This window comes from Brevibacillus choshinensis (genome assembly GCF_001420695.1).
Taxonomy (GTDB): domain Bacteria; phylum Bacillota; class Bacilli; order Brevibacillales; family Brevibacillaceae; genus Brevibacillus; species Brevibacillus choshinensis.
In genome coordinates, this window is record NZ_LJJB01000010.1 from 1,366,205 (window position 1) to 1,384,272 (window position 18,068).

An 18,068-nucleotide genomic window follows, 5' to 3' on the forward strand; every position below is an offset into this window, starting at 1 on the left:
ATTCATTGTGGAATCAAACGATCGTGTTGAAGTAATCAGCGATCTATTTCGTGAAGGACATTCTGCAGAGGAAATCGCAGATCTTCTCGGATACAAGGGTAAAGGTGGCGTCAGTGGTTACATGAGACGTCACGGGTATCGCTGGGACTGGGGAACAAAAAATTATGTTAGGGATCCGCTTATGAAAATATCTGACTCGTCAATTTCTATGAATCCAGTACTTGCAATAAACAAACAACAAACACCAGAAACTAATTCCAATATACAAGTACATGAGCAGGATACAGTAGTCTCTTCCCAGCAAGAAGAAACAATTTATGAATTGCAAGATGCAAGTCAATTTCATCAAACAAACAATCTAATCGCATTGCCAATCAGAGATTTCCCAAAGAAAGAAGATGTTTTACCAATTGAGTTAATCCAGAACCTAAAAGAGATTCTTCAGCATAAAGACAAACTAATGATGATGGTTACGGATCAGCCAAAGGATCTTTATATGAAGCGATATAAGGGACCCGCGATAACGAAAACGGTGCAAATTCAGGCACAGTTATCAGAAAGACTGACGGGATTCGTGAACAATACCGGTTATACGGTGAAAGATGTCATGAATAAGGCCGTAGAGGATTTTTTGCAGAGGTATGGTGGTTAAGAGCCCTAATTGGGCTCTTTTTTTCTGTGCAAGTGAGGTGAACGTCAGGGAATTATTGTAGGAATATCAGACAAAAAGAAAAGCCTACCTCTTTCGAGATAGACTAGCTCGCGTCTTTCGAATGTGAAAGAAGTAGTAATTTAACATTTCTTAATTCTAATTTGACCATCAACAATTTCTATACCGTCAGTTTTGCTAGTGATAACCAAGACATTTGATTCTGTTTTCTCCGTGATTAGATTTTCTTCGTCAACAAGAACTACTGAAATATATTCTTCTATGATTGTCAGTAACTCACTTCTTATTTCTTCTTCAGCCTCAAGTCGATATTTTTGAGACTCATAAAAAGCGCTAGCAACTTCAACTCGCTTTTTAGTGTCTAAGTTGATGTAATCCGGTATCATCAAGTCTAATAAAGCATTATCCAAGTCATCTATAGTTGTAGCTCTATTTATTAATTCAAGCGTAGTTTGTTGTTCGGTCACATTAACTAATAAATTGACTATATGATGATCATATATATCCCTCATCTTTTCCAGTAAACTTTGTTTAAGAGGACTATTATGAGTTGTTTTTAGTTTCAGTTGAATAAGATTATATAAATCCAAAACTTCCTGTTCATCGTATCGATCCTTTAATTTGCAATCCAATTTTCCCAATAAATCATTCGTCTTTAATGCTTCATTTATTTGACTTATCCTGTACTCACCATCCACACGCAGATCGCTATCGTGCGGAAGGTACGAAATTAAAGTTTTTACTTCTCTTAACTCATCCTCGTTTAAATTAATTTGAGACTCAAGATAATTTAGTTGATCTACTATTCTCATGGAAAGCGATTCAATATTTTTTCCTTCTGTGAACGTAACCTTGATCCAGGGTGTTATTTTAATCTGCTCTTCTGATAAAGATTGATTAGACTTTTTAGCAGTTGTGGACTGCAACATTTGGTTTATATAATCCATAAAACCCTTCCTTTCTGCTAAAAATATAATCAAATAACTAAATGATATTAACAACTGCATAAATAAAAAAAAGGACCGACCATTCGATCGGCCCTTTTTTAAGCTAATTCTTAGATACCAGCTGCAGTTTTAGCAGCAGTAATGATGTCATTAGCTTGTTTGAAGGATTTAACTGCATCTGTTCCACCGAAGTTAAGAGGAGTAGTTGTAGTTCCAGATGTTTTAGTAAGTTTGCCAATCTCTTGAGCAACAGCTACTTTTTGAGTGTTTGTCAAGCTTACATAACCAACAAATGCATAGTCATCAAGTGCTGCTTTAATGTTAGCAGTTGTTGCGGAAGCAAGGTCATCAATTGCATTGAATTTTGCGAGTTGAGCAGCATGAGCAGTTACTTGGGTATCAATTGCACCCGTACCGTCAGCCTTTTTCACAATCGCTTCAGCATCAACGTAGCCAGGAGCCGCTGGGCGGTTGTCAATTACGAGTTGTGCAACCTCCAGTTGAGCTTGGGTTGACAAGCTAAGGAAGTTATCAACTACTGTTTTGGAACCGGTAGCGGATTGAGCTACAGCGATATCGATCAATGCAGCACGAACATTTGAAGTGGTAGAAGTAGTTGCGTTAACAGTTGCAACTGCACCACCAAGACCTGCATCAGCGTTTACAGTTGAGATCGCAGTTTGAATCTCAGCCAGTGTCAAAGGACCACCAACCGCATCAAAGCCAACAGTTGTATCTGTCAGATATTTGTTGAGGTTAGCATCTTTAACAGAGCTCATATCAAGTTTGTTAGCAGCAACAGTTTCATGAGCAGTTACATTTGCAACTGTTTGAAGAGCTGCTTTAACCTGTGCATCTGTTGCAGTAGCAGTCAGTGCATCAAGTGCTGTCAGAGCGGCATTGAGACCAGCAGTAGCACCTGCATCTACGATATCGCTTTTAACACTGGCTGTGTTGGTAATAGTAGCAGTACCCTTCGCAGTCAAGTACTCTGCTTTCAGGTTTCCGTTCAAGGAAGCAGCTGGCAGGTTAGCAGAATCAAGAGAAGCCAACGCAGTCAAAGCACTGTAAAGAGTTCCTTGAGTTGTAGCTTCTTTTACTTTGAATACACCAGCTTTAATTTGAGAGGCTTTAATTGCATCAGCTTTAGGTGTAAGAGCTCCTGGAGTAGTAGCATCATCCACCATATACGCTTGAATCAATGCAGTAACTGCGTTTTGCGCTGCAGCTGTAGTAGCGGCAGTGTTAGCAGCACCAATTTTAGCAATGTTAGCCGCATCAACAATAGCTTGAATTTCAATTACAGTGTCAGTTGTGCCAAAAGCAGGTGGCGCTTTAACTGCGTCGATATCAGCTTTGTATTGTTGAATCCAATCAGCATTTACATGTTTAAATGCCTTGTTTTGCAAAGCAGCCAACAACTGAACTTGGTTTGTAGCGTTGTTTACTGCATCAGTAATTGCTTTTTCTTCTGCGCCTGTCAAAGCTGTATCGTTCACAGTTTTGATAATAGCTTGAATATCAGCAAGTGTTTGTTTAGTTGTAGAAGTATTGATAGCAGCTACATAGTTTGAAATTTGTTCATCTTTAATATCTGTTAGACCTGCTGCTTTCAGAAGGGAAAGAGTTGTTACCTCATTACCAGAGAATGCAGCTGCAACGATATCGTCAAATTTCTTAACATCATCAAGGTTGAAAGATACTCCGTTAACTTTCCATACTCCAGTAGGAGCAGTGGTCAGCGCAGTCACGAAGTCAAATGCAGCAGAGGTTTCGCCCTTAACCAGGTCTTGAGCTACTACAGGAACAACGTTGTTGTTGTTGTCTTTTACTTCAACAGTTGCACCTTTAATGTCCGCAGTCAAAGCTGCAAACTTGAATTCAACACCAGAAGTGTTAATAGCACTTACAGACTCAACTTTCAGATCGCCAACTGGAGTAGAAGGATCTACTGCTGCACGAGCATCGTAAGTACCATCAGTAGAACCAGTTACAGTTGCTACAGCATAGCTAGTTGCGAAGTCTTCTTTAACCAGCGCTTCTGCTTTTGCATTTGCCAGACCATCCTCCAAGATTTCTTGGATGGAAGCACCTTTACCAGAGAAGTCGACGAACACGAGGTTGTTGAAGTCTGTGATAGACTTAACTTCGTTTACATAAGCTGCTTTAGCTGCTGCATTCATGTTCAACAGAACATCTGTGGAATAATATTTGTTCACATTACCGCCAATGTAGAGACCATCTTTCGGTGCCGCAAAAGCGGAAGCTGCCATGCTGGCAACAACTGCGGTTGAAAGAACAGAAAGAACCACTTTTTTATTCACGTACTACCCCTCCGTATGTTTGATAGGAAGTTCTATTTTTTATATAGGGTATGTAGAGAGCATAAGGGGAACGAATTCCCCCTATGCCCCACTATTGCATCCCCAAGAACATTACACTGCTAGCGGGTTGATTAAGCTTCTTTGAAAGTTACAGTAGCTTTGTCAGTGTCGCCTTCAGTGCTAGTAACTTTCAGTTCGCCGGAAGTTACTTTTGCATCTGTAGTGTATTGTACTTTGATTTTGCCATCTTTGATTTCAACACGAGCATCTGTAACTACTTTGCCATTGATGGTCAGTTCTACAGTGTCGATGTCGTCTTCAGAAACTTTGGAGTTCAGGTTAGCAACTACTTGGTATGCGTATACTCCGCCGCCAACTGCTGTGGAAACGCCATCCAGTTTGCTGTCGATAGCATTCCAGTCAGTTCCTGGTTCAGGATCTACAACTGGAGTTTGAGTCAAGAATGCTTCGATTTCAGCATCTGTGATGTTTTCTTCATCGATGTAGTCTTCTGTACCAACTACCAGTACGTAGTCATAACGTTTACCGTCATCATCAGTGTCGATCAGGATGATCAGGTCGCCATCATCTACACCGTCGATACCAGTGATATCATCCCAAGCATCGATGAACGCTGTGGAAGATTGAGTGTACAGTTTTTTGCCTTTAGTAGTCGTGATAGTAGTACCATCAACGTCTTTTACTTGAGCAAATTGGATATCTTCGATGGAGTTTTTGTCCCATTTGGAGGAATCCAGTTTCAACTTCGCTTTTTCGCTGTTGATTGCGCCGTCGATTACTTCAGCAACGTCATCAACAACTACTTCGCCATCGGAATTCAGATCGAATGCGATGAAGTCACCACGCTTGATACCTTTACGGATCAGGCCATCTTTATCGTCATCCAATTTGTATTCTTTTTGAACAACAGCATTGGAGTCGTCTTTAGTCAGAACGATTACGCTATCTTCTCCGCCTTTAGTACCGTATTGCAGTACATAACCGAGGGAAGCGTCGCCGCCCAAACCGTCGCCTTCAACAACGAAGATTGCATCTACTTCTTCGCCATCTTCATCCAGCAGGTAGTAAACTTTCAGGTCGTTCTCGTCAGCGATGTCTTTGAACTTCGCGATGCCAGCATCTTTCAGTTCCAGACGTTTGCCTTCGATAGCACCAGTCATGTCGAAGATTGCAGTGTCGTCAGTTACTTCAGCGTCGCCAACGATGTTGTCATCTTCGTCTGCCAGGTCATCCCAAGCTTGACCTTCGGAGAATTCCAGACCTTTAGTGTCCATCAGTTTTACTTTGCTTGGTTCGCCTTTGGAATCCAAAGTTACTTCAAGCATAACGAGGCTCTCGTCTTTGCTTGGTACCAGGATATCTTCCAGCTCGTCTTGGTTACCGTTTTCGTCGAAGTCTTGACCATCAGTGTCTTCGATGTCTTTAGCTTCCAAGGAGAGAGTCAGTTTTTTACCTTTTTCAGTCATTACAGTGAAAGCATACTCATCATCGCTAGGGCTGTAAACAGCTGCGCGAGTAACGATAGCTTTCAGTTTGCGATCGTCTACGCTGTCTTTTGTTTCAACGTGACGGATACGACCGGAAGCATCCAAGAACAGTTTTACATCTTCACCGTCGAGGTCGCCAATCAGATCCCAGTTTTTGTCGTCGATCACTTTAACGTCTTTGTTAGCGTTGTCGGAGTAAGTAGAACCTTTACGCAGACGGTATGTTTTGTCACCGATAGTCAGACGAACGTCAGTGCTGCTACGAGTAACTACTTTGTCTACTTTACCTTCAACTACAGTACGGCTAGCAAATACCAGCAATTTGTCAGTATCGCCATCAGCGTAGTAAACGCTGTAAACGTCCATAGGTTTCAGGTCAGCCAATTTAGCTGTTTTGCCATCGAGGAATACCAGGAAGTCTGTACCTTCATCCAATTTGTCCAGATCGCTGAATTTACCGCCATCCAGGTTGGTGATTTTTTTCTTGTCAGCATCGATTTTCTCGATTACTTCGGAACCGTATTTAACGCCTTTTTTGGACATATCCAAGGATTGGTCGTCAATTACGTGGATGTAGCTGATTTCGTTGTTATCGTTCAGAACCAGTTTAGCGGAGAATGTGAATCCACCGTCAACGTTGTCTTTGATGATCTTTTTCAGACCTTCAGCAGCATCGTTGAAAGGAGTGAAGTTGTAAGTAACTTCAGTGTCTTTGGTGAATTTGTAGGATTTTCCGCTACCATCCATGGAGATTTTCAGATCGTTCAGATCGGAGTTGCTCAGATCGGATGGGTTCGTGTAAGTTTTACCTTTCAGTTGGAAAGTGTCCAGACGGTCCATAACTACTTCTTCGTCTTCGGAACCTTCCATCCAAACGATTACGTTTTCTTTGTCATCTTTGATCCACACTTGTACGTGTTGACCAGCGAATTCGTTAGGGTTGATGCTGTCTGCTACTTTGTAAGTAGTGTTGCCCAGACCAGCGTTTTTACCAGCCAAAGTAACTTCGTTGGACTTGATTTTGCCCAAGCCGATAGCTGGAACGTTGGAAACTACTGGCAAGTCATCGGAATCGTTATCGGAATCGTGAGCCCATTCCATGTCACGAACAGTAACGTTCAGGTATTTAGTCAGAAGAGTTTCGTCAGTTACGTTGAAACGGATATCAGTACCGTATTCAACTTGCTCCATCAAGTCTACGCGAAGAGCGTTGTCCAGCATTTTGAAGATGTCGCCACGAACTGCTGCATTGTTAGGGTTGTTGATACCTTTTGCAATGTTCAGCTCGGAAGCTTTGGAGATCATGCTGTTTGGCCATACACCTTTAACGGATGGCTCATAACCCAGAGCGCGAACGATCATGGTTACTGCTTCAGCATAAGTAACTTGGTTTTGTGGTTTGAAAGATTTATCCGGGAAACCTTTAACGATTTCTTCACCGGAAGCAACGTTTACGAATCCAGCGAACCAGTCAGTGGATTTAACGTCAGTGTAAGTAGTATTGAATTGAGCCAGTTTCGCACCTTGCTCCAGTCCGCGAGCGCGAACGATCAGAGTAGCGAACTCTGCACGAGTGATAGTTTTGTCTACACCGAAATCGCCATTTCCATAACCTGCTACCAGGCCAAGAGATTCCAGACGTTTTACGGTTTTTTCCATTGCAGCATCCATTTTAGGAGCTTCTGTAGTTGCTTCAGCAGCGAATGCCATTGGAGCAACAGTAAGTGCGAGGGCACTAGCCAGTACACTGTTAACGACCTTTTTCATAACCTTGTGTTCTCCTCCTCTAGTATAAACAAATTGTTCTTGGGGAATATTTTTTGTTAATCTATCTTTCTTTTTAAAGCCCGAATCCTGCAAGCGCGTGTCACCTCCTTTCGCAGGACAGCTTCGCTTTTTTGTGTTAAAAATCTCTAGTATATACAGTATTGTGTAAAATGCAACAATCACTAGTGTAACACAATTGCTAGAATCCGTGAATCTTTTTTACACAATTCCCCGTTTTTCGTGTGACATCCTATTAAACGCCTCAGCTCAGCAAAAGTTGCGGCGCCGGAGAAAAAAAGTTTAAAGATTTTTTTCGTGGCCTTCCGTGGTCATTTTCACCTGTAATATGTACGCAGTGACATCCGCCACATCTCGTATTATAGGTTACGCCGGACGGACTGTCACCACTGAACCTTTTTCCAATTCCATTCAAAACCTTACAAATCTTGCTTAGTTTCCAAGAGCTGTTTCAAAGTTTACAACAGACAGGTTATATTGAAGGATCGCTTTTTGGTACTGGTTCTCACGATTAGACAATTCTTCCTCTGCTTGAATCACTTCGAGGGTAGTTGCCAGACCATTTTCAAAGCGAAGATTCGTCAGACGATAGCTTTCTGCTGCAGAATCTTTCGCTGTTTTTTGGTAATCAATCGCTTCTCTGGCAGCATTGAGGTTCAAATAAGCCTGAGATACTTCTTTGGAGATCGCGCGTTTTTGCTCTTCAATCGCCAATTGGGATTTCTCTACGTTGTTACGAGCTACACGTCCTGGCAAGGTGGATAGAGCAGAATATTCCTCAATCAGCTTCACGTTCAGTTCAGCCAATTTCAGTTCTTCTTGTACTTTTGTCATTTCTACACGCTTGGCAATTGCTTGATCCTCAGCTTGCTTCATGGTCATTTTGATTGGAGCAGTCTGCTTGTTGGAGGAAACAACCTTCCAGTCTTTCGTCAGGTCTACGCCCAAAAAGTCGTTCAGATCCATACGAGCGACTTCTACACTATTCTTGGCGCTTGTCAGGTTGGCTTGCGCACCTGCCAATCCCATTTCAGCTTGCAGGACATCTGTTTTTGCCTTCGTACCCACTTTAAATGCTGCGTTTGCTACTTTCAACTGAGTTTGGGCACGAGCCAAGCTCTGTTGTTTCAAGTTCAAGTCGTCTTGAGCAAAAATGAGGTTGTAATACGCTTGCTGTGCACCAAGCTTGATTTTACCTTCTGTTGCATTTACTTGCAGGGCATTCAGCTTTTTAGTCATCTCACCTTGTGCATTGCTGATGTACTTTGCTTTCGCAGCATTCAGAGATTCAATCATGTCGGCTGGCATGTCTGCAGACGTTTTATAGGAAAGCATTTGGTTAAGGTCAGCATTTTTCGCATCCAGACGAGCGGTTGCCAGAGTCGCGTTGGTCTCCAGCGCTTGTTGAATGGCTTTTTCCAAGGTTAATTCTGCACCAACACTAGCGGAAGGTGTAGTGGTAGCTGGAGTCGTAGTTGTTGGTGCAGTTGGTGCTGTTGTAGTTGTCGTAGTTGGAGCTGCTGTTGCTTTTTCAGTTGTTGTCGAGTTTGCAGCAGGTGCTGGGGTACCTGTGGTGGCTTGGTCTTTCGCATCAGTTGCAGTTGCTGCTGCTTCTGTTCCCGTTGCCGTCGTTTCTTTTGTGGCTGTAGCTTTGTCTTGCTCAGTTGTTGCGGTGACTGCAGTCTTGGTTTGTTCGGTCGTAGCTGTATTTGCAGATGCCGTCAAGGTTCCTGCGCCAATCGCTGTAGTCAAAACTGCCGCCAAACTAATGGTCATCCATTTTTTGTTTGAATATGGGAAATTCACTCGATTCCACTCCTTTTTCATTTGTGTTGATAGTAAAACCTTTCACTACTTGAAATATCACTGTTTGTCCCAAGATCACTATATCACAGAGTAATGTTTCGCACACGAAAAATTAGCGTTATACCACTATTTTCATAAGGGATTAGGCACACTGTATCATGTATAGATCATCCCTTTCCTCTTTAGTACACTCATACCCCCTAGATTAATACGATTATGTGTCAAAAAAATTTCAGGATTCGCTTACAAATGTGCAACATGCTATCCTTTTCTTGAGGTGAATCGACTATGCTGCAGCAATATAAAACCGTAGCCGGTTATGGAGAGGATTATATCGTTATTGAACGTTCCCGATTTATCGGCTATGCGCAACGGGTAACTACTGAAGAAGAGGCCAGTGCTTTTATCGCCATGATTAAAAAGAAGCATTGGGACGCGACACATAACTGCTCTGCCTTTGTCATCGGCGAGAATGATCAGATCCAGCGGTCAAGTGATGATGGTGAACCGAGCGGTACTGCAGGTAAACCGATCCTGGAATGCATCAAGAAAAATGGCGTGAAAGATACGGTCGTTGTCGTAACACGTTATTTCGGTGGGATAAAGCTGGGGGCTGGAGGACTAGTTCGTGCTTATACGGCTGGGACCGTCACTGCTTTAAAGGCAGCTAAGATTGTCGTACATACGCTTCATCAGAAGATATCTGTGGATGTGGACTATCACTGGTGGGGGAAAGTCGAGAATGAACTGCGGTTGACGGAGCAACGCGTGGTAGGGACGGATTTTACCGATCGGGTCACTGCGCATGTACTCATTCCAGATGGTCATCAGGATGATTTTATCGCAGGCATGATTGATCTGACGAATGGACAGGCGAAGATCGTGCTTGGAGATAAGGAATATGTCGAGGTGCCTGTTGAGGCTGTTGAGGACGAGGAATAGTGGGATAAAAAGAACGAAAAAAGCTGAAGAGGCGGATGACCTCTTCAGCTTTTCTTCTATTATATACGTTTCAAATTGTGTGTTATTGTTTCGGCAGTTTTTTCAGCTGGACCATTACGCGAACCGTAATGACCGCCATCTCTGCACGAGTCAGATAGTTTGTTGGTTTAAAGCTGTAAGTTGGCTTTTTCACCGTTGCATCGTTTGGCTCACCATTCATCAGTTTTGCTTTGGCGACTACCAGTACGGATGGAGCTGCATAATACCCTACATCTTTGGCATCTGTAAACATTTTGTTCAGTGCCAGTTTGGATGCATCCAAGGTTGCTAGCTTCAAGTTCATCGCGCGAGCAATCATGATAGCTGCTTCTTCGCGAGTCAGTGTGTCATCTGGACGGAAGTAACCTGGCTGCTTACCGCGGATGATACCTGCACGAGCTGCTGTCTCGATGTACTTGTATTCGTAATCCCACTGATTGCGGTTTGGACGTACGTCCGTGAAGGTTGGCTCCAGAGGATCACGCTCGTTGCTATCGCGGTATGGACCTGCATTCACTGGCAATGCCAATGCTTTTACGAGCATGGTCGCAAACTCACCACGCGACATATCACGGTTTGCTCCAAAGGAACTGCCACTGTACGCTGGCATAACACCTTTTGCATAAAGGGTCTCAATCGCATCACGAGCATAATCATGATTCACAACATCATCATACGTCTCTCTTGTTTTCATGACCATGTAGAAACCAAAGCCTGCAAAAGGTACTTGTACCGTTTTGCTACCCGTATTTACGATCCCACCGATGTTTTTCCATTCATCACCGTTGTGGTAGTAAATAGTCAGGATGTTGTTTGCTGCATTAACAATAGAAGGATCGTATTTGATCGTGAGTGTTCCTCGGCGGCTAGGCACCAAGTTATCTTCCCAACGGCTCTTGAAGTCTTGCGCATCGCCTTCATCATAATACGGATCGCGACCACCTGGCGCTTCTATATCACCTGCGTCTACATAGTACAGCGGACTTGCGTAGTTGAAGTTGGATTCGAGAACTAGTCTGTCTTCCAAATCATCATCTGCGATGTTTACTTGTCCAGTCGTACGGTCTGCGATACCAAAGTAAAGCGGTACGTCTACGAAAATGTCGCCATTTGGATCTTTGACTTCTTGGCCAGCACGACCATCATCTGGAGACAAGAGTACGGTTCCGGATGGGAACTTCAGGTCGAACTGTTTTTCAAACACGCTGAACGCCACTTTTTTACCCAATACTTCACGGTATTCTGCACCGTTTACTGTGGAGTTTGCGTTGTAAATCTGGATTTGGTCATTGTACGTACTGTCACCTACTACTACGGAGAACTTGATCGTGTTCAGACCTTTTTTGAGAGCTACCGTAGAGGTGAAGACATAGTACGTTTCTGGAATTGTTTTGCCCAAATCGTCGTCGTAGTAGAAATCGCGATTGGTCGTGTTCGTTACTTTAGCTTCGTTTTTGCCGAACAGTACTTTGTTGGCATTTTCCGCAAATACTTTCACTACTGCGCTATTGCTGTTTACGATGATGTATTGGTCGGTTTCTTTTGCTTTTACTGGGGAGAGAACTTCCCAGCTGGAGTACTTTTGCTCGATGTTGATGTCATAGCGAATGACGGTACCGTTGTCATCTTCCGCTACGATCGTGTATACGGTAGTGCCGCCTTTTTTCAAGGTCAGCGGGAAGAGAGACAGTTTTTGTTCTTGTTCTTGTGCGTTTGTAACTGCGTCTTGGATTTCTTCGACGAGGTCACCGTATTGCTTTGTGGTCATTTTCCCTTCGAATTTTGACCGGGAGATGGAATCAATGTTGCGTTTGTCGTAGATTTCTTCTAGATCATTATTCAACGCTGCGTCAAGACGTGCATTCACGTATTCTTGGTTGGTTGTATCCTGATCCCAGTCTCCACTCTTATAGCGGAAGTCGTTGATGCGTTTTCCATTTTTCTCGATGTAGACGTGTGTTGCATCTTTTACTGTAAAGCTGAGACTGCTCAGGAAGTTTGCTCCGGTTTTGTATGCGGATTCTGTTGCTTTTTTAGTCAACTCTTCCGTGTCGCCGTTAGAGTTGATCTCAAGTTTTATGTCTTCAACTGCTGGCGTCTTGGATGTGTTATAGGAGACATTGTACGTAAAGACTGTTTGTGGAGCATCCTTCAAAATTACTTTAAGTACGTTGTTTCCTTTTTTGTATGCCAGTTTCGTTTTTAAAATTCTAAACGTCGCTTTAGTCGTGTCAATTTCCGAACCAGTAAATGTAATCGGTTGATCGTTTAACGTAGCTTCAATATTGTAGCTGTTAGTCCCTACACTTTTCAGAACATAGTTATAAAGCTTACCATCCAAGTTTTGGATATCATTATCACTTTTTATTTGGTACCCATCTTCAAAGCTTCTAACTTGACCAGTTGTGTCTACATAGGTGATTTGTGCATACGGTGTAATTCGAACATCCAAAGTGTAATTAACTGATGTATCCCATACTATTGGGTCAGGTAATGTTGCAGGAGGTGTCTTAAGGTAACCAATCGTCAATTTCCCAAGACCTTGAGGTAATTTCTTCAAAGAAATTTTAGCCTGATTTGCAGGAGTTCCCGATCCTGGTGTTAATACATAATCAGTTCCTTCTGTCAGAACCTGAGAATTGTATAGAACTAACATATTGGTTTTGCTCGGAGTTATGTTTTCAGTGATCACATTGAGATCCAACGGAGATGTAACAATGGTATTCGTACCCGTTGACGTAAGTGTTTGCATGCTTGCAGTATTCGTTGTTGAAACAATGATAGGTTTAGCTTTGTCAACATACTTTATCTCATACTCATAGTTATTAATGGTAATATATCCGGATGGGGAATCAATTAACCCACTAGAGCCTTTGGAAATGTACTGATAGCTGAGACTAATTTTATAAGTTTTTCCGTCTTCAAAGGTATCAGCCGGAATATCCTCAAACTGTACATTGTACTCTGTAAATCCGCTTTGAGGATTTCCAACTGAAGAAAAATTGACCCCATTTGCCTTGACGAATTCTTTTTTAGTAGAACCTTCTGAAATGGTTACTTTAAACTGATCAAATACTTGTTGATTAGTTATATTCACGAATTTCACAAGTGCCGTTCCGTTCAGATCAATACCTGCCGCTGGCGAAGGGGCTGTCCCCTTCACAACTGTTTGTTGGTTCGGTTCTAAGGTTACCCCACCCGAATCAGTTATCAAACTAGCTTTGTAGAATTGGTCCGAGTTTCCAGATGAAGTAGTTGTCACAAGTAATTTCCGAATAAACGTACCAACTTCTTTATCTTGATTATAGACACGGATTTCCAGGGTATTCTCACCCAGTTGTGATGGAACACTCAATCCAAAAGATCCTGTGCGATTAACGGATGTCTTGACTACGTCACCGGTACGCACATTTTTCACTTCAACCGTATCCGCATTCAGTGCTTTACCATCCATATTCAAGTTCAAACGGTTTAGCGATGGTACTGAGATATAAGTAGGATTCGAGTTAACGTTTGGATCATTCAGTGGTGTATCGTTAATCTTTAAATCACTGACGAGTGGCGTATTATTGTATTGTACATAAAATTGATAGTGCTCTTTCGTTACATTCCCTACTTTTTCATAGAAGGCAATTTGGTTTAATCCAGGTTTTAAACCAATATCCGTAAAGGTAAACGTACTACCGTTAATCTGAGGTGCTGTATTACTTAAATCTTGTACGGTTTGACCATTATTGGTAATGATTTTCAGGCGTAAGTTACTACCACTTACTCCACTACCGAATGTACCTGTCAAGGTGATTTTAGAGTCGCCATAGACTACCGGGGTATAAGCTGTAGTCCCACCAGTGAAGTTAGAAATGGTGATTGGGCTGTTCGTTGAGTTGTACTCATAATAAACAGTCTCGTTCTCCGAAGTGTTGGATGCAAATAGTTGTATTGCATTCAGACCTGGAGCTAAATCAATATCCGGTATTGTAGTGCCGCCCCCATATAGTGTTCGTACGGTAGTCCCGTTTACTCTTACTTCCACGGCCTGTGTAACGTCTGTCGTATTAAGGACGCTGTATGTATACTTTAGACCCGACAGCGTACGATTTGATACCTTAATCGGATCACTGGCGTAACGCCCAGTAGGAGAAACAGGTTCCGTAAATTTGAGTTTGGTAGATGGCGTTGTTGGAACATACTTATAATAAATCTCCGCAATGTCTTTCGCGGCGTCAGGCGTAACTTTAGGCTTCACTGTTACTTTGGTCAGACTCCCATCACCATTCAAGTAAAAGTTAGGCAAAGTCACCTTACCTGCAGTAAAATTGTTTGCGCTCGTGGTCGGAACTGTTACTCCGTCTACAGTTACATCCACACCTTGGTTATCTCTAGTAGAGTCTGTGTATGTCAGTTCAACTTTTGACAAGAGTTTTACATCCGTTAAGACAGGATCAGTACTTGTACCGCTACCACTGACCTTCGCAGGTGTAGTAACATTTGTCCAATTGGTTCCAACTGGACCAACTGCCGCAAACGCAGGAACCGCCGGCAACACACCCGTGACAAGCAGCATCATCGTCAGGCACATGGCGAACCAACGACGAAATTGTTGATATGGCTTTTTCATATTTTCACCTCTCCATAATTTCTGTTACTCGTGTTCAGCCCGCTTCTCACTATAAGTTCGGGCTTATACTCTCCCTTACTTTATCGGACAATCATCGCTCGTACTTAAGGGTTTCCCCCTAAATAATGGTGAAAAAAAAGCCCCTGCATCAGCAGGAGCTCTCTTTCTATTTTTCTACGCTATTGAGTTCTTCGCTGTTCCTCCGCCTGCTTCAATCGCATCCGTCGATACGCATTGATCAACGGGCGGTGGCGGCGACTTACCAGGCCGACAATTTCCGTTGCGAGGTGGGTCACAATCAGGAGTGCAATCATGACAATGATGGTTGTCCACTTGGTGGTCTTGGTCAGCAGGATCGCCATCGTTCCGAAGAAGATGCTGATCGAGTAAATGGTCAAAACCGTTCTACGGTGGGACAGGCCCATGTTGAGCAGACAGTGGTGCAAGTGCCCTTTGTCGGGGCTGGAAATTGGCTTTTTGTTGACAATTCGGCGCACGATAGCAAAGAATGTGTCCCAGAGTGGAACGCCCAGCACGACGATCGGGATGATGAAAGAAACGAATAGCGCTTCTTTAAAGCCCATGATCGACAGGGCAGCCAAGTTGAAGCCTAAAAAGAGTGAACCGGTGTCGCCCATGAACAGGCGGGCCGGGTGAAAGTTGAAGTACAGAAAACCGAGTATCGCTCCGAGGAGCACAAAACAGTAGATCGCGACGTTGTGATCGCCCATCAGCAGCGCCATGATTGCCATCGTCGCGGTGGCAATAGCAGAAACACCAGCCGATAGACCGTCCAAACCGTCAATCAGATTGACTGCATTGGTCACTCCAACGATCCAGAACATCGTGATCGGGATCGCTAGCCACATGAGCCATCCGCTACTGAAATCGATGCTGCCCGTGTAGGGAAGATTGACGACACCAATTTTCAGACCAAATGGAATGACGACAATCGCAGTGGCGACCAATTGGCCAAGCAGCTTCCATTTTGGCGAGAGCTGGTACTTGTCATCCAGCATTCCCACGATCATCACAATCGAGCTACCGATGAAAATCCCCAGCATTTCCCCCATGCTCGAGTAGGGAACGAATAGGAAGAACGCCACCAAATAACCCAGGTAAATGGCCAAGCCACCCATCCGCGGCATGATCCGCGTATGTACCTTGCGTTGGTTAGGTGCATCCACAGCTCCTACTTTGACTGCGAGCTTTTTGACATAGGGTGTTGCGATAAATGATACGATCAGCGAAGTCAGAAATCCGAGGATTAATGTAGACATCGACTGTTCTCCTCTCTACGGGTGCATCTAGGAGCGGAACCTCCATTTTTCTTTCAAGACAGTCAGGACAAACCGCGGAATGGCGATCTGACGCTTCCAGCGTGAAGGCTGGGAGGCCAGGCGATAGAACCACTCCAGATGCAGTTTCTGCCAAATGACAGGGGCACGCTTTACTTTCCCGGAAATGACGTCAAAGCTGCCGCCAACTCCCATCATCAGGGAAGCATTCAACTGATCGCGATACTTGACCATCCATTCTTCCTGTCTCGGCGCACCCAACGCCACAAACAAGAGGTGGGGCTTTTTCTCTGCGATTTCCTGCACGATTTGTTCTTCTTCGTCTTGTCGGAAATATCCGTCCCGATACCCAACTACGCACGCGCTCGGATAGCGCTCAGCCAGCTTTTCTGCAGCCAGGCTGATTACCTCCGGGTGCGCTCCCAACAAATATACATTCCAACGGCGCCGATCTGCTTCTGCCATCAAGGCTTCGAGTAGCTCAACTCCCGTAACGCGCTCATAGATTGGCTGATTCGTCCATTTGGCTGCATAGACAATGCCGATACCATCAGGAACGACATAGGCTTGTTCAACAATGGAACGAAAGCCCCGATGCTCTCTCGCCAGCATGACGATCTCGGGATTGGCGGTTACTACGTGTGTGTGCTCTCCGCTCTCAATCCTCTCGACCATGTAATCCACGCTCTCGCGAAAGCCTCGTGTAGTAAACGGTACACCTAATATACTTGCGACCTGTTTGGTCAATGGTTTCACCTTCAATGTATAAGTTGCCCACTAGCCATTTTACCTGAAAAGAAAGGCACATTCAAGATGATCATGAATGTGCCTGAGCTGCTGCAGTAAGTGCAAACATCAATCCGCCTTCAGCTACAACCTTGCCATTTACCAATGCTTTCCCATATCCTTTGCCGACTGTTCCGCGAACGCGAGTCAGCTCAACATCGAGCGTTAGCGTATCGCCGGGCTTTACTTGGTCTTTGAATCGAAACTCATCGATCCCTGCAAACAGTCCGATTTTTCCTTGATGTTCCTCCATGCTCAGCATGGCTACTGCTCCTACCTGCGCCAAAGCTTCCACAATTAGGACGCCTGGCATCACTGGATAGCCTGGAAAATGACCTTGAAAGAACGGTTCGTTGATCGTTACGTTCTTTACGCCAACTGCTCGCTTGCCTTGCTCCAGCTCCACAATCTTGTCTACCAGCAAAAACGGATACCGATGAGGAATGATTTCTTGAATCTGTACGATATCTAAAGGCGCTTTAATTTCCATGAAACACCGCTCCATTTCCATTCTTAACTAGACTTGTCCATGCATGAAGACCTTACTGCTAAGTGAGAATAAAGACAACACCCATCTCCGCTTGTCGGAGGAACGGGGTTAAGATAAAGGAGCGCTTCCTCTGTGGAAGTGCTCTTTTTCCAAGGAAGTGTTCTTCTCTACCAAGAATGTATTCCCTTACGTACGGTTCAGCAAACGAAACTTTCCCAGGTAGATCGCGCTCGTAATAAACGAGAACGCAATGACCGTCCACAGAATCTCTTCACTGTATTCATACCGATACATCGCCAAAGGAATTACCAGGTAAAACAATACCGTGGTGACCTTGCCATACGCATTTGCCGGTACGGTTTTCTTCCCGCGCAGGTGGTAGATCGCACCTGTAACGATCATCGCTACGTCCCTTGCAAAGAAAAACAGGGCTGCCCACAAGCTGATTCGCTCTGTTAAAAACAACGAAGCAATCACTGACAACATCATTAATTTATCGGCAAGCGGATCCATCATGATCCCGAATGTGGTCACTAGCTTATGCTTTCTCGCAATGTACCCATCTGCAATATCCGTTAGTCCCGCCAAAATCAGGATGCCCAATGCGATCTCTACATGATACGGTTCTTCGGAAAAAAAGATGTACAGGTACAAAGGGATGAGCACGATGCGAAAGATCGTAAGCAAATTAGGAAGATTCACGGATATCCCTCCGTAGTCAGATCGTCACTTCCTTTTTCAACCACTCGATCTATTATACTCTGTGGACAATCGCCCCAACAAGTCCCTGCAAAAAACGGAAGCCAAAGGCATTTGAAATTAGACCTCCCTTTTAAAGATAAAGAACCGCATAGA

General features: G+C 43.9%; 11 protein-coding genes. 2 read left to right on the forward strand and 9 right to left on the reverse strand.

What is annotated here, in order from left to right; all coding sequences use genetic code 11:
- Nucleotides 1-7: 7 nt before the first annotated feature.
- Nucleotides 8-652: a hypothetical protein gene (locus tag AN963_RS16610; protein WP_055745648.1), complete on the forward strand. Its 645-nt coding sequence runs from the start codon at nucleotides 8-10 to the stop codon at nucleotides 650-652.
- A gap of 140 nt (nucleotides 653-792) precedes the next feature.
- On the opposite strand, the gene AN963_RS16615 is transcribed toward AN963_RS16610, so the two are convergent.
- The 4 genes from AN963_RS16615 to AN963_RS16630 all read right to left on the reverse strand — a co-directional run bounded on the left by AN963_RS16615 (nucleotide 793) and on the right by AN963_RS16630 (nucleotide 9,040).
- Nucleotides 793-1,617 (reverse strand): hypothetical protein, encoded by an 825-nt coding sequence (locus AN963_RS16615; RefSeq protein ID WP_055745649.1) that lies wholly within the window; start codon nucleotides 1,615-1,617, stop codon nucleotides 793-795.
- Nucleotides 1,618-1,727: 110 nt separating this feature from the next.
- Nucleotides 1,728-3,941 carry a hypothetical protein gene (locus tag AN963_RS16620; RefSeq protein ID WP_055745650.1) on the reverse strand — a complete coding sequence of 738 codons (2,214 nt, stop codon included), beginning with the start codon at nucleotides 3,939-3,941 and terminating at the stop codon, nucleotides 1,728-1,730.
- Nucleotides 3,942-4,072: 131 nt separating this feature from the next.
- Nucleotides 4,073-7,309: an S-layer homology domain-containing protein gene (locus tag AN963_RS16625; RefSeq protein ID WP_330218840.1), complete on the reverse strand. Its 3,237-nt coding sequence runs from the start codon at nucleotides 7,307-7,309 to the stop codon at nucleotides 4,073-4,075.
- 357 nt (nucleotides 7,310-7,666) lie between these two features.
- Nucleotides 7,667-9,040, reverse strand: a complete 1,374-nt coding sequence (locus tag AN963_RS16630) for a TolC family protein (protein ID WP_055745652.1) — start codon at nucleotides 9,038-9,040, stop codon at nucleotides 7,667-7,669.
- Nucleotides 9,041-9,328: 288 nt separating this feature from the next.
- Between AN963_RS16630 and AN963_RS16635 the strand changes: the two genes are divergently transcribed.
- Nucleotides 9,329-9,982 carry a YigZ family protein gene (locus AN963_RS16635; RefSeq protein ID WP_055745653.1) on the forward strand — a complete coding sequence of 218 codons (654 nt, stop codon included), beginning with the start codon at nucleotides 9,329-9,331 and terminating at the stop codon, nucleotides 9,980-9,982.
- Between the two features lie 82 nt (nucleotides 9,983-10,064).
- On the opposite strand, the gene AN963_RS16640 is transcribed toward AN963_RS16635, so the two are convergent.
- The 5 genes from AN963_RS16640 to AN963_RS16660 all read right to left on the reverse strand — a co-directional run bounded on the left by AN963_RS16640 (nucleotide 10,065) and on the right by AN963_RS16660 (nucleotide 17,921).
- The gene (locus AN963_RS16640; RefSeq protein WP_055745654.1) at nucleotides 10,065-14,639 is read right to left on the reverse strand and encodes an S-layer homology domain-containing protein; all 4,575 of its coding nucleotides are present in this window, start codon (nucleotides 14,637-14,639) and stop codon (nucleotides 10,065-10,067) included.
- Between the two features lie 179 nt (nucleotides 14,640-14,818).
- Nucleotides 14,819-15,919, reverse strand: coding sequence for a glycosyltransferase family 4 protein (locus tag AN963_RS16645; protein WP_055745655.1), 1,101 nt, complete (start codon nucleotides 15,917-15,919; stop codon nucleotides 14,819-14,821).
- Nucleotides 15,920-15,946: 27 nt separating this feature from the next.
- Complete coding sequence (locus AN963_RS16650) at nucleotides 15,947-16,684, reverse strand: WecB/TagA/CpsF family glycosyltransferase (RefSeq protein ID WP_055745656.1); 738 nt, start codon at nucleotides 16,682-16,684, stop codon at nucleotides 15,947-15,949.
- A 70-nt stretch (nucleotides 16,685-16,754) separates the two neighbouring features.
- Nucleotides 16,755-17,213 (reverse strand): 3-hydroxyacyl-ACP dehydratase FabZ, encoded by a 459-nt coding sequence (gene fabZ, locus AN963_RS16655; protein ID WP_055745657.1) that lies wholly within the window; start codon nucleotides 17,211-17,213, stop codon nucleotides 16,755-16,757.
- Nucleotides 17,214-17,399: 186 nt separating this feature from the next.
- Nucleotides 17,400-17,921: a CDP-alcohol phosphatidyltransferase family protein gene (locus AN963_RS16660; RefSeq protein ID WP_055745658.1), complete on the reverse strand. Its 522-nt coding sequence runs from the start codon at nucleotides 17,919-17,921 to the stop codon at nucleotides 17,400-17,402.
- Nucleotides 17,922-18,068: the final 147 nt, after the last annotated feature.